Origin of the sequence: Pseudomonas sp. E6002 (assembly GCF_013385565.1) — a bacterium.
Lineage (GTDB): Bacteria > Pseudomonadota > Gammaproteobacteria > Pseudomonadales > Pseudomonadaceae > Aquipseudomonas.
Map to the genome: position 1 here is coordinate 24,547 of NZ_JACAPT010000033.1, position 12,524 is coordinate 37,070.

Sequence of the window (12,524 nt, forward strand, 5' to 3'; positions counted from 1 at the left end):
TGTATTTTTATTGTTGAGCACTGCAGTACCGGCGCTTGGGAGGCGACGGTGCTGGTCAGATGAGTCCTGCTGGTGAGCACGCAGAAAACCCATGGCCGCCGAAGGTGTAGGACTCGACCTACGGCGACTGGGGCTATCAAAGCAATGGCTGACTAATAGGTAAAATCGATTTATCGTATTTCAAATATAAGCTGAGCTTGTAAGAGGATTCGCGATGTCGGTGTCTCACGCGCAACTCAAAGCCTTCCATGCGGTGGCCGTACACGGCAGTTTTACCCACGCCGCCGAACGCTTGTTCCTCAGCCAGCCGGCCATTTCCGACCAGGTGCGCAAGCTTGAGGAACGTTTCGGCGTGCTGCTGTTTCATCGCAACAAACGTTCGGTGCGCTTGACAGACCTCGGCGAGCGCCTGTTGAGCATCACCCAGCGTCTGTTTGCCGTCGCGGCGGAAGCCGAAGAGCTGTTGCAGGATTCCCGCGCCTTGCAAACCGGCACCCTGACACTCGCGGTGGACGCCCCGGTGCATGTGCTGCCGCAGATCGCGCGCTTCTGCCAGTTGTACCCGGGCATCAGCGTGAAGATCGAAACCGGCAACACCGATGAATCACTGTTTCGCCTGTACAACTACCAGGCCGACCTCGCGCTGCTGGGGCGCGATGTGGACGACGAGCGGCTGCTGTCACTGCCGCTGCCCGATGACCAATTGCTCGCGTTTGTCGCCCGCAACCACCCGTGGGCGGGCCGCGAGTCGATCTGCCTGGCGGACCTGGACGATACGCCGCTGGTGTTGCGGGAAATCGGCTCGGTGACCCGCCAGACCCTGGAGCAGGAAATGCACCAGGCCGGGCTGCGCATTCGCCCGGCGATCCAGGTGGAAGGCCGCGAAGCCGCGCGGGAAGCGGTGGTGGTGGGGATTGGCGTGGGGGTGGTGTCGGCTGCGGAGTTTGGCGCAGATTCGCGGGTGTATGCGATGCCGATCCGTGATTGTACGCAGCGGATGAAGGAAACACTGGTGTGCTTGAAGGAGCAGAGTTCGCGGCGGGTGGTGGCGACGTTTCTGGAGATTGTGCGGGAAAGTTTGCGGTGAAGTTGAGGGCCCCTTCGCGAGCAAGCCCGCTCCCACAGTTGACCGAGTTCTACCGATGGAGCGCGGTCGAATGTGGGAGCGGGCTTGCTCGCGAAGGGGCCAACTAGATCTCAAGCCAACACCCTCTAAGGCGCCAACTCGAAAAACGCCTGAATCAACCGCAACTCCCGGCGCCGCTCCATGCACCCGATCACATGCCGGTTCACCAGCCCCTCGCCCTGGATCGGAATCGCGTGCACCCGCGGATCCCGGCTGACTTCCATCGACGACACCACCCCAACCCCCAACTCGGCCGCCACCGCTTCCGTCACCGCCTCACGGCTGTCCAGTTCCAGCAACACCCGGGGCTGCACGCCGGCCTGGGCGCAGGCATCGTCAAAGGTCCGCCGCGTAATCGAGCTGGGTTCACGCAACACCATGATCACCTGATCCAATTGCTCCAGCCGAATTCCCGCAGGCTCCGCCAGCCACGGATGGCCGGCCGGCACCAACGCGCAAATCCGTGACTCGATCAACGGCTGCAAGTGCAGGCCCTTGCGCGGCTCCACCTCGGTCAACACCGCCACGTCAGCCCGCTCCGACAACAGCGCCGCGAGGGTTTCCTGCGCATTGCCCAGGCGCAAATTGACAGTAATCCCCGGATACCGCTGCCGTAGGCTGGCCAGCATCGGCATGACCATGTGCGGCCCGTCCGCCGCCACTTCCAGGCGCCCGGTAAGTAATTGCCGGTTGGCCTCCAGCAACGTCTGCGCCTCTTCCACCAGGCCGAAGATCGCCCGGGTGATCGCCGCGAGTTTGGTGCCCTCCTCGGTCAACTCCACCCGCCGCGCGGTACGCCGCAGCAGCGCGATCTGGTAGTGCTCCTCCAGCGCCTTGATATGCCCGGTCACCGCCGGCTGGCTGATGAACAGGCGCTCGGCCGCCCGGGTAAAACTGCCCTCGCGGGCCACCGCATCAAACGCACGCAGTTGAAACAGGTTCATAGCTATCGGCCTCACTGATAGCTCGCATAACAACAAACAATTTGATTGATGACAAGCCAAACTGCAATTTAGGCGCCGTAACTTCATCCCAATGTTTTGCGAGGACACACGAATGAGCACTGCCGCGCCGATCCTGCTGACCCCGGGGCCCTTGACCACCTCGGCCCGCACCCGCCAGGCCATGATGGTCGACTGGGGTTCATGGGATGACCGCTTCAATCAACTGACCGCCAGTCTTTGCGAGCAACTGCTGGTGATCGTCAACGGCACCGCCAGCCACCATTGCGTGCCATTGCAAGGCAGCGGCACCTTTGCCGTGGAAGCGGCCATCGGCACCCTCGTGCCACGGGACGGCAAGGTGCTGGTGCTGATCAACGGCGCCTACGGCAAGCGCCTGGCGAAGATTTGCGAAGTGCTCGGCCGCGAGTTCAGTACCTTTGAAACTGCCGAGGACGAACCCACCACCGCCGCCGACGTCGACCGCCTGTTGCACGCCGACAAGGGCATCACCCACGTCGCACTGATCCATTGCGAAACCAGCACCGGGATTCTCAACCCGTTGCCCGAGATCGCCCAGGTCATCGCCCGCCACGGCAAGCGCCTGATTATCGACGCCATGAGTTCCTTCGGCGCGCTGCCGATCGACGCCCGAGAGGTGCCGTTCGACGCGCTGATCGCCGCCTCCGGCAAGTGCCTGGAAGGCGTACCGGGGATGGGTTTTGTGTTCGCTGAAAAGCAGGCGCTGGCTGCAGCCCAAGGCAACTGCCACTCCCTGGCGATGGACCTTTTCGACCAGCACAGCTACATGGCCAAGACCGGCCAATGGCGCTTCACGCCACCGACCCACGTGGTGGCGGCGCTGCACGAAGCGCTGCTGCAATACAACGAAGAAGGCGGCCTGCCCGCCCGGCACCAGCGCTACGCCGACAACTGCCAGGCATTGCTGGACGGCATGGCCGAACTGGGCCTGCGCAGCTTCCTGCCCGCCGCGATCCAGGCGCCGATCATCGTTACCTTCCACGCGCCGAAAGACCCGCGCTACCAGTTCAAGGAGTTCTACGAACGGGTCAAGGCCAAGGGCTTCATCCTTTATCCCGGCAAATTGACCCAGGTGGAAACCTTCCGCGTGGGCTGCATCGGCCATGTGAACCAGGCCGAGATGCAAGCCGCGGTAGCGGCGGTAGCCGAGGTGCTGCAAGAAATGAACGTGCTCGACATCTGACTGCCCACTACTCACAGGATCTGAACCATGAACTACGCAAACCCAACCCAGCTTCAAGCCGCGATCCTCGACTGGGCCGGCACCGTGGTCGATTTCGGCTCGTTCGCGCCCACGCAGATTTTTGTCGAAGCCTTCGCCGAGTTCGACGTGCAGGTCTCCATCGAGGAAGCCCGTGGCCCGATGGGCATGGGCAAGTGGGACCACATCCGCACCCTGTGCGACCAGCCGCAGGTGGCCGAGCGCTATCGCAAGGCCTTTGGCCGCACACCGACTGACGATGATGTGACCGCCATCTACCAGCGCTTCATGCCGCTGCAGATCGAGAAGATCGCCGAGCACTCGGCATTGATCCCCGGTGCCCTGGACACTATCGCCAACCTGCGCCAGCAAGGGATCAAGATCGGTTCGTGCTCCGGCTACCCCAAGCAGGTGATGGACAAGGTGGTCGAACTGGCTGCCACCAATGGCTATATCGCCGACCACGTGGTCGCCACCGACGAAGTACCCAACGGCCGACCATGGCCGGCCCAGGCCCTGGCCAACGTGATCGCCCTCGGGATCGATGACGTAGCGGCCTGCGTGAAGATCGACGACACCGTGCCGGGCATTCTCGAAGGCCGTCGCGCCGGGATGTGGACCGTGGCGCTGACCTGCTCGGGCAACGCCCTGGGCCTGACCTACGAGCAGTTCCGCGCCCTCGACGCCGGCACACTCGCCAGCGAACGCACGCGTATCCAGGCCATGTTCGAAGGCTCGCGCCCACACTACATGATCGACACCATCACCGACCTGCCTGCGGTGATCGCCGACATCAACCAGCGCCTGGCACGGGGTGAAATGCCGCAGGGCAACTGATCGGTGTCAAAACATCGCTTCTTCGTCTTCCTCTCACGGGCAAACCTCGTAAAACAGGCTTACATTGAAAGGACTCCGTCGCAAAGAACGGAGGTTTGCCCTGATGAGTGAGGAAGAAAGCGATGCCCTGGAAAAATTCCGATACGCGTTACAGCACCATGTCGATTGCGTTGCACTGGCTGATGGTGCTGCTGCTGGCGGTGGTCTACGCCTGCATTGAGTTACGCGGGCAGTTTCCCAAAGGCAGCGGCGCACGTACGTTGATCGTGGAAATGCACTTCATGTTCGGCCTGACGGTGTTTGTGCTGGTGTGGCTACGGTTGTTCGCCCGCAGCCTGGGCGTGGCACCGAAGATCGTACCGGCCCCGCCGCAATGGCAAACCCTCCTCGCCACCCTGATGCACATGGCGCTGTACGCCTTGATGATCGGCATGCCCATCGCCGGCTGGCTGATCGTCAGCGCCGAGGGGCATTCGGTGATGTTCTACGGCATCGAGTTGCCGCCGCTGATTGCCGAGAACAAGGCGTTGGCCAAGGAAATTGAAAGCTGGCACGTGCTGTTCGGCAAGATCGGCTACTGGCTGATCGGGCTGCATGCGTTGGCCGGATTGGCCCATCACTATGTGCTGCGAGACAACACTGCGTTGAGGATGATGCCCGGCAAGAGAGGGAACCTTCAGTAAGCCCACGGATTGAATGTGGCAGCTGGCTTGTGTGGGAGCTGGCTTGCCTGCGATAGCATCACCTCGGTGCCACTGATACACGGCGGTGTCTGCATCGCAGGCAAGCCAGCGCCTACATTAACCGGGTGCAACAGGGAAACCCCGGCGGCCCTGCAGGCCACCGGTGTGGACGAAGATCAGGCGGGTGCCGGGGGAAAATCTCCCGGCTTCAATCTGTTGTTTCAACGCCAATAACGCCTTGCCGGTATACAGCGGCTCCAGCGCCAGGCCACAGGCTTGCTCGGTAGCGTCGATAAAGGCCAGCAACTCCGGATCAACCTTGGCAAAGCCGCCCCGGCTGGCTTCCAGCAATTCATAACCCTGCTGCACAAGCGCCTGCACCTGTTGCGCCACCCCGTGGTCGTCGGGCACCGCCAGGGCGCCATATACCGGATGCGCACCCGCCTCCGCCAGCACCAATCCCGCCAATGTAGTACCGGTACCTGCCGCCAGCCACCAACCGTGATAGTCCGTCCAGCCCAGGCCGTTTAATTGCGCCTGCGCCTGATTCACCAAAACCCCGCAACCCAACGCGCCCGCCAGGCCCCCGCCGCCTTCAGGTACCGGGTGCAGGTGCGGATACTGCTCGCGCCAGGGCAGCCAGAAGTCCGGCTCGTTGCGCGCGCGATAGCCGCCATACCCCAGCCAATGCAGTTGCATGCCGAAGGCCTTGAGGTCGAGCACCGTGGGAGTGTCTTGCGGATGGCCACGCAGCAAGCCAACGGTAGGAAAGCCGAAGCGTTTCCCGGCCGCCGCCAGTGCATGCAGGTGATTGGAGTAAGCGCCGCCCAGGCTGATGATCCCGCTGGCGCCCGCCGCCCGGCCTTGCGCCAGGTGCTCGGTGAGCTTGAACCACTTGTTGCCGCTGATCAGCGGGTCGATGCGATCCAGGCGCAGTACGGCGACTTCCACCGGCCCCATCCAGTCCAGCTTCAGGGGTTCAAGGGGCGCGTGGGGAAGCCAGTCGAAAGGACCCATGAGGGCGGTTCTGCACAAGAAAAGGGGCGGTAGTCTACCACCGCCCCTTTTACGTGTTTACAGCTCGGCCGCCAGGCGCGAACCCTGGTTGATGGCGCGCTTGGCATCCAGCTCGGCCGCCACGTCCGCACCGCCGATCAGGTGCACGTTCTGCCCGGCCGCCACCAGGCCATCCTGCAATTCCCGCAGCGGGTCCTGCCCGGCGCAGATCACGATGTTGTCCACCGCCAGCACCTTCGGTTCACCCTCGGCGCCGATGCGGATGTGCAGGCCCTCATCGTCGATCTTCAGGTACTCGACGCTGTTGAGCATCTGCACCTGCTTGTTCTTCAAGCCGGTGCGGTGGATCCAGCCGGTGGTCTTGCCCAGGCCGTCACCGACCTTGGAGGTCTTGCGCTGCAACAGGAACACTTCACGCGCCGGCGCATGCCGCTCGGGCTTGATCCCGGCCACACCGCCGCGGGCTTCCAGGTGGGTGTCGATGCCCCACTCTTTCCAGAACGCCTCGCGGTCCAGGCTGGTGGACACGCCCTGGTGCACGAGGAATTCCGAGACGTCAAAACCGATACCGCCGGCACCGATCACCGCCACGCGATGGCCCACCGGCTTACGCTCCAGGATCACGTCGAGGTAGCTCAATACCTTGGCGTTTTCCACGCCGGGAATCGCCGGAATACGCGGCGCGATGCCGGTCGCGAGGATGATCTCGTCATAACCGCCCGCAACAAGCTGCTCAACGTCGACCCGAGTATTCAGGCACAGTTCGACGTGAGTGGTCTGCAACTTGCGCTTGAAGTAGCGCAGGGTCTCGAAGAACTCTTCCTTGCCCGGCACACGCTTGGCGATGTTGAACTGGCCGCCGATCTCGCTGGCCGAATCGAACAGCGTCACCTGATGCCCACGCTCGGCGGCGACGGTGGCGGCCGCCAGGCCCGCAGGACCGGCACCGACCACGGCGATTTTCTTGATCTGCTTGACCGGCAGGTAGTTGAGCTCGGTCTCGTAGCACGCACGCGGGTTGACCAGGCAGGTGGTCAGCTTGCCGCCGAAGGTGTGGTCCAGGCAGGCCTGGTTGCAGCCGATGCAGGTGTTGATCTCATCGGCGCGGCCTTCGGCAGCCTTGTTGACGAAGTCCGGGTCGGCGAGGAATGGGCGAGCCATCGAGACCATGTCGGCATCGCCTTCGGCCAAAATCTGCTCGGCGATTTCCGGGGTGTTGATCCGGTTGGTGGTGATCAACGGAATCTGCACCGCACCGCGCAACTTCGCGGTGACCTTGCTGAACGCGCCACGCGGCACTTTGGTGGCGATGGTCGGGATCCGCGCTTCGTGCCAGCCGATGCCGGTGTTGATGATGGTTGCACCGGCCTGCTCGATGGCCTTGGCCAACTGTACGATTTCTTCCCAGGTGCTGCCGCCTTCCACCAGGTCGAGCATCGACAGGCGGAAGATGATGATGAAATTCGGGCCTACGGCTTCGCGCACCCGGCGCACGATTTCCACCGGCAGGCGCATGCGGTTTTCGTAGCTGCCACCCCAACGGTCGGTGCGGTGGTTGGTGTGGGCGGCGAGGAACTGGTTGATGAAGTAGCCTTCCGAACCCATGATTTCCACGCCGTCGTACTCGGCGACCTGGGCCAGCACCGAGCAGGTGACGAAATCATTGATCTGTTTTTCGATGCCTTCTTCGTCCAGCTCTTTGGGCTTGAACGGGTTGATCGGCGCCTGGATCGCGCTCGGTGCCACCTGCTTCGGGCTGTAGGCATAACGCCCGGCGTGGAGGATCTGCATGCAGATCTTGCCGCCCGCCTCGTGCACCGCCCGGGTGACGATCTTGTGCTTCTGCGCTTCTTCGTCGGTGGTCAGCTTGGCCGCACCGCCATACACCCCGCCTTCATCGTTGGGGCCAATGCCGCCGGTGACCATCAGGCCCACGCCGCCACGGGCACGTTCGGCAAAATAGGCCGCCATGCGCTCGAAGCCGCCGGGTTTTTCTTCAAGGCCGGTGTGCATCGAGCCCATCAGGGTGCGGTTGCGCAGGGTGGTAAAACCCAGGTCCAACGGGGCCAGCAAGTGCGGGTAGGCAGCAGCGGTCATGGTACAGCTCCACAACGGATCATCACGGGACGTGGAGCGCTCGAATGGCACTCCATCGGTTTATGTCCCACAGACTAAGAGTCCACCGGCTGGCGCTCAATGACCGTAAGTGACAACTTAATGATCAAAGTGCGCAGCAGAAAGCATGGCAGCGGTAATTTTCTCCTGTTTCTGCCCCTGCCCGATCATCCAGCGTTGAAACCCGCGGCACTGCTGTTTGTGCAGGGTATTGGGGTGCCAACTCAGGTAGTACGGCGCCGCCAGCGGCACGGCGAACCGCCAGGGAATCACCAGCCGACCGGCGCGCAGGTCTCCGGCGATCATTGAGAACTGCGCCAGCACGATGCCTTGCCGGTCGATGGCCGCCTGGATCGCGGTAATCGATGATGAATAATTGCGGCGGATCACGATGGGCTGGCCGGTTTGCCCTTCCAGCTCGCTGAACCATTGGGTCCACGAAGGCGGCGAATCGAATTTGGGCCGCGAGTCGATGCCGATCAGGCGGTAATCGAGCAAGTCCCGCGCGCACGCAACCCGTTCCAGCAACTGCGGTGAACAGGTGGGCACCACACAATCGCGGAACAGCGGCACGCTATGCCCGGCATGCTCGGGGTGCTCGCCATAACCGATGCGAAAGTCGGCACTTTCCTCCCCCGATGCATCATCGAGGGTGCTGTCGAGGTAGATGTCCAGGTCGGTTTCGTCCTGCCCCCACTCGTCGATCAGCGGCGACAGCCATTTGGTCATCAGCGAAGGCAGGCAACTGATATACAGGTTGTTGGGATTCTTCGCCCGCTCGGCCTCGGCCACCGCCAGCCTGAGTTCTTCGAACGCCGCGGTGCAGCGGGCGTGCAGGCGTTCGCCGACGCTGTTCAAGCGCAGGCGCTGGCCGTCCTTGAGCGTCAGCTTCATGCCCAGGGCATCTTCGAGCAGTTTCATTTGCTGGCTGACAGCGCCCACCGAGATCCCCAGGCGAATCGCCGCCTGGGACATACCGGCGCAGTGGCCCACCACTTCAAACACTTGCAACGCGCGCAACGGCGGTAAACGGCTCATGGGGGAATCTCGCGACTTCAGCAGTTTAGATTTTCTACTAAAAGTAACAGAAAACCCCATATTTTCTTCAGTCAGTGCAACCCGTAGAGTGAAACCACTTCCCACCCCATTGCGTTACGCCCTGCTGGAGTCGCTGATGAAAACCCTGCCTGAACAAATTACCCATGTCGTGTTAGGCGACAGAGAACCCAGCATCGAAGAGTTCGTGGCGATCGCCCGCTATTCGGCCACTGTTTCGTTTGCCGACAGTTACAAGAACCGGGTTAAAAAGTCCCGTGGGTTGATCGAGCGATTCCTCGATGAAAACCGTTTGGTGTACGGCGTGACCACCGGTTTTGGCGACAACGTGCGGCATGTGATCTCGCCGGAAAACGCCAAGGAACTGCAAGTCAACATCGTGCGTTCCCACGCTGTTTCCGTCGGCGAACCGCTGGTGCGTGAACAGGTGCGGGCGATCCAGTTGATGGTGTTGATCAGCCTGGGCAAAGGCTACTCCGGGGTGCGCCTGGAACTGCTGGAACTGATCGCCGGCCTGCTCAACCACGACGTGGTGCCCTTTGCGCCGGGCGAAGGCTCGGTGGGTTACCTCGCGGTAGAAGGCCACCTGGCCCTGGTGCTGCTCGGCGAAGGCCGCGCCAGCGTCAAGGGCGGTGCACTGGTGGATGGCGCAACCGCCCTGCAACAGGTCGGCCTGCAACCGACCGACCTGCAGTGCAAGGAAGGCCTGGCGATGTTGAACGGCACCACGTCGGTGACCGCCATCGCTACGCTGGCGCTGTACAACGCGATGCAGGCTGCCGACCTGGCGGACGTGGCGGCGGCCATGTCGCTGGAGGCGCTCAAGGGCACCATCCGCGCGTTCGACCCGCGCTACCACTCGATCAAGGCTCACCCCGCACAGGCCGCAACCGCCGCCAATATCAAGGCTATCCTGCACGACAGCCAGCTCATCGCAGACAACATCGATTACCGCCTGCAGGACGTCTACAGCCTGCGTGCCATCCCCCAAGTGCATGGTGCTTCCCGGCAGTTCATCAACTACGCGCGGGAAACCATCGAGCGCGAAATCAATTCTTCGGGCGACAACCCGGTGATTTTCCCGCTGGACGACGGTGACGGTATCGCGATTTCCGGCGCCAACTTCGACGGCACCTACATCGGGATTTCAGCCGACACACTGTGTGTGGCGCTGACCAACCTGGCGAAAATTTCCGAGCGCCGGACCGACCGCATGATCAACTCGCACTACAGCGAAATGCCGGCCTTCCTGGTGCGCAACCCGGGCCTGAACAGCGGCTACATGATCGTCCAGTACACCGCCGCCGGGCTGTACGCCGAGATGAAAACCCTGTCGATGCCGTCGTCGATCGACAGCGTCTCGACCTGCGGCAACCAGGAAGACCCGGTCAGCCTGGCCTACAACGCGGTGATCAAGGCCTACAAAGTCTCGCAAAAACTCCAGTCGGTGGTGGCCATCGAAGTGCTGGTCGCATGCCAGGCCCTGGATTTCCACGATGTGAACAAGGCATCGACCGCGACCAAGGCGGTCTATGACCTGGTGCGCAGTGAAGTGCCGGTGGCGGATAACGACCGCGCGTTTTACGCTGACATGGCCAGTGTGATTGACCAGGTGCGCAGCGGGAAAATCAACGACCTGGTGGCCCATCACCTGAACTGACAACCACGCCGTCAAACGGCCTGCCCTCCTTTTCGGACGGCGGGCCTTTGCCATTTTTGGCGCAGACAAAGCGATACCCGGGGACTTTGCGAATGCTTCAACCCAAAGACGTTCTACACCTGCTCGATACCTGCTCCATTGCCTATGAATACGTGGAACACAGCGCCGTGCGCACCTGCGAAGAAGCCGACAAACTGGACATCGGAATCAGCGGGCAGGCGGTCAAGAACATCTTCCTGTGCGATGCCAAAGGCTTGAATCCCACCCTGGTGGTGCTCAAGAGCGAGCAGCGCCTGGACCTGCGTGCACTCTCGCAAACCCTCGGCCTCAAGGGCCTGAGATTCGCCTCGCCGCGCCGCCTGATGGAAACCCTGGGCGTGGAGCCGGGAGCGGTGTCATTGCTGGGGTTGTGCAATGACGTGCAGCGCGTCACCCAGGTTGTGATCGCCGAAGAGGTGTGGAACGGCGACAGGATTCTCTGCCATCCGCTGGTGAATACCGCGACCCTGTCGATCGCAGTCCGCGATATGGCGCGACTGCTTGAGCACCTGGGATTCACGCCAATACTCGCCGCGAACCCTGCCCCCACGCCTGACACCTGACAGCGCACGGGCGGGTGCAAAACGCTACCTATCGACCCAAAACAGGGCGAAAAAACCGCGCACATTTTCTAACCATGTTTAATTTCCTTGAAAATCAACAGGTTATTTATTTTTAAAAGCTGGCAAATATTTTGCAATGACATGTATGTACATGTGGAGTCATGTGCAGACTGGAGAGCGAATCGGCCAGTCCCCAAACCTGTATGCGTTCGAGAAAAAAGTCCTAAGCCCACATCAAAACATTGGTAGGAAATAGAAATGACCGCTAAAAAATCGAATTGGTTAGGCTCTGTTGCTGTAGCGACCCTAGTGATGGCAAGTGCTTCCGGACTGCAGGCAAAGGACTGGACGTCCGTGAACATCGCGACCGAGGGCGCGTACGAGCCCTGGAACCTGACATTGTCAGGCGGGAAGATCAGTGGTTTCGAGCCTGAGCTGATGGACTACCTGTGCGCCAAGATGAAGCTGCAGTGCAAGATCACCGTGCAGAACTGGGATGGCATGATTGCCAGTCTCAACGCAGGGAAGTTTGATGTGTTGATGGATGCGATCGTTATCACTGACGACCGTAAGCAGGTCATGGATTTTTCGATTCCCTACGCGCAGACGCCGGCCAACTTTGTCGCGCAGGATGCGGCGTTGCTGCCGGGTAAAACCGGGGCGGCGAATGCGATTACGCTGAGTGCTGATCCGAAGGCGATTCACGATGCGATCGAGCCGTTGCGTCAGGCGCTGAAGGGTAAAACCATCGGGATCGCTTCAGGCATCATTTACACCAAGTTCATTGATGAGAACTTCAAGGACGTGGCGACGATTCGTGAGTACAACACGTCGGCCGATGCGATTCTTGATCTGCAATCGGGCCGTATTGACGCGATTTTTGATGACGTTACGTTCCTTGATTCGATCATGTCCAAGCCTGAGAACAAGGGGCTGGCGTATACCGGGCCGCAGATCAAGGGCCCTATCTGGGGTGATGGCGAGGGCCTGGGTTTTCGCAAGAGCGATCCGGAGTTGAAGGCCAAGTTTGATGCGGCGTTGAAAGAAGCGATTGCTGATGGGACTGTTAAGAAACTCAGCGAAAAATGGTTCAAGGTGGATTTGACGCCTAAGTCCTGAGGCGTTCCTGGTTGGGGTGGGGGCATATCCGTTATTTGGGTGATGGCTTGTATTGGTTCCGCTCTTACAGCGGCTCACTTTTGAACAGCGCAAAAGTAAGCAAAACGCTCTTGCCCCACCACTCG

Annotated in this window: 11 protein-coding genes; 7 read left to right on the plus strand and 4 right to left on the minus strand. The window is 61.2% G+C overall.

The features are described 5' to 3' along the window. Nucleotides 1–214 precede the first annotated feature (214 nt). Complete coding sequence (locus tag HX815_RS25800; RefSeq protein ID WP_003212428.1) at nt 215–1,087, plus strand: LysR substrate-binding domain-containing protein; 873 nt, start codon at nt 215–217, stop codon at nt 1,085–1,087. A gap of 125 nt (nt 1,088–1,212) precedes the next feature. Here the strand turns inward: HX815_RS25800 and HX815_RS25805 are convergent, their stop codons facing one another. Continuing rightward, nucleotides 1,213–2,070, minus strand: coding sequence for a LysR substrate-binding domain-containing protein (locus HX815_RS25805; RefSeq protein WP_003212427.1), 858 nt, complete (start codon nt 2,068–2,070; stop codon nt 1,213–1,215). A 112-nt stretch (nt 2,071–2,182) separates the two neighbouring features. On the opposite strand from HX815_RS25805, the gene HX815_RS25810 reads away from it, so the two are divergent. The 3 genes from HX815_RS25810 (at nt 2,183) to HX815_RS25820 (ending at nt 4,830) form a co-directional block, all read left to right on the plus strand. After that, nucleotides 2,183–3,292 carry a 2-aminoethylphosphonate--pyruvate transaminase gene (locus HX815_RS25810; protein WP_003212425.1) on the plus strand — a complete coding sequence of 370 codons (1,110 nt, stop codon included), beginning with the start codon at nt 2,183–2,185 and terminating at the stop codon, nt 3,290–3,292. A 27-nt stretch (nt 3,293–3,319) separates the two neighbouring features. Beyond that, nucleotides 3,320–4,147: a phosphonoacetaldehyde hydrolase gene (gene phnX / locus HX815_RS25815; RefSeq protein WP_003212423.1), complete on the plus strand. Its 828-nt coding sequence runs from the start codon at nt 3,320–3,322 to the stop codon at nt 4,145–4,147. A 122-nt stretch (nt 4,148–4,269) separates the two neighbouring features. Next, complete coding sequence (locus HX815_RS25820) at nt 4,270–4,830, plus strand: cytochrome b (protein WP_177029094.1); 561 nt, start codon at nt 4,270–4,272, stop codon at nt 4,828–4,830. Between the two features lie 117 nt (nt 4,831–4,947). Here HX815_RS25820 and HX815_RS25825 read toward each other — a convergent pair whose 3' ends face one another. The 3 genes from HX815_RS25825 to HX815_RS25835 all read right to left on the minus strand — a co-directional run bounded on the left by HX815_RS25825 (nt 4,948) and on the right by HX815_RS25835 (nt 9,000). Then, a complete protein-coding gene (locus HX815_RS25825) occupies nt 4,948–5,847 on the minus strand; it encodes a 1-aminocyclopropane-1-carboxylate deaminase/D-cysteine desulfhydrase (RefSeq protein ID WP_177029095.1) in 900 nt (299 codons plus the stop codon). Between the two features lie 57 nt (nt 5,848–5,904). Then, a complete protein-coding gene (locus HX815_RS25830; protein WP_003212416.1) occupies nt 5,905–7,944 on the minus strand; it encodes an NADPH-dependent 2,4-dienoyl-CoA reductase in 2,040 nt (679 codons plus the stop codon). Nucleotides 7,945–8,061: 117 nt separating this feature from the next. Continuing rightward, the gene (locus tag HX815_RS25835; protein ID WP_003212414.1) at nt 8,062–9,000 is read right to left on the minus strand and encodes a LysR substrate-binding domain-containing protein; all 939 of its coding nucleotides are present in this window, start codon (nt 8,998–9,000) and stop codon (nt 8,062–8,064) included. 136 nt (nt 9,001–9,136) lie between these two features. Here HX815_RS25835 and hutH point away from each other — a divergent pair, with 136 nt between their 5' ends. The 3 genes from hutH (at nt 9,137) to HX815_RS25850 (ending at nt 12,399) form a co-directional block, all read left to right on the plus strand. After that, nucleotides 9,137–10,678, plus strand: a complete 1,542-nt coding sequence (gene hutH / locus HX815_RS25840) for a histidine ammonia-lyase (protein ID WP_177029096.1) — start codon at nt 9,137–9,139, stop codon at nt 10,676–10,678. A 92-nt stretch (nt 10,679–10,770) separates the two neighbouring features. Beyond that, entirely contained in the window at nt 10,771–11,280 is a 510-nt protein-coding gene (locus HX815_RS25845; RefSeq protein ID WP_134327007.1) for a prolyl-tRNA synthetase associated domain-containing protein, read from the plus strand. A 354-nt stretch (nt 11,281–11,634) separates the two neighbouring features. Further along, the gene (locus tag HX815_RS25850) at nt 11,635–12,399 is read left to right on the plus strand and encodes a transporter substrate-binding domain-containing protein (protein ID WP_177029098.1); all 765 of its coding nucleotides are present in this window, start codon (nt 11,635–11,637) and stop codon (nt 12,397–12,399) included. Nucleotides 12,400–12,524: the final 125 nt, after the last annotated feature.

Bases quoted from the DNA above. Each gene is read 5' to 3' on its own strand.
- HX815_RS25820 (WP_177029094.1), top strand. From the start codon at position 4,270: ATGCCCTGGAAAAATTCCGATACGCGTTACAGCACCATGTCGATTGCG.
- HX815_RS25835 (WP_003212414.1), bottom strand. From the start codon at position 9,000: ATGAGCCGTTTACCGCCGTTGCGCGCGTTGCAAGTGTTTGAAGTGGTG.
- hutH (WP_177029096.1), top strand. From the start codon at position 9,137: ATGAAAACCCTGCCTGAACAAATTACCCATGTCGTGTTAGGCGACAGA.
- HX815_RS25825 (WP_177029095.1), bottom strand. From the start codon at position 5,847: ATGGGTCCTTTCGACTGGCTTCCCCACGCGCCCCTTGAACCCCTGAAG.
- HX815_RS25845 (WP_134327007.1), top strand. From the start codon at position 10,771: ATGCTTCAACCCAAAGACGTTCTACACCTGCTCGATACCTGCTCCATT.
- HX815_RS25830 (WP_003212416.1), bottom strand. From the start codon at position 7,944: ATGACCGCTGCTGCCTACCCGCACTTGCTGGCCCCGTTGGACCTGGGT.
- phnX (WP_003212423.1), top strand. From the start codon at position 3,320: ATGAACTACGCAAACCCAACCCAGCTTCAAGCCGCGATCCTCGACTGG.
- HX815_RS25800 (WP_003212428.1), top strand. From the start codon at position 215: ATGTCGGTGTCTCACGCGCAACTCAAAGCCTTCCATGCGGTGGCCGTA.
- HX815_RS25805 (WP_003212427.1), bottom strand. From the start codon at position 2,070: ATGAACCTGTTTCAACTGCGTGCGTTTGATGCGGTGGCCCGCGAGGGC.
- HX815_RS25810 (WP_003212425.1), top strand. From the start codon at position 2,183: ATGAGCACTGCCGCGCCGATCCTGCTGACCCCGGGGCCCTTGACCACC.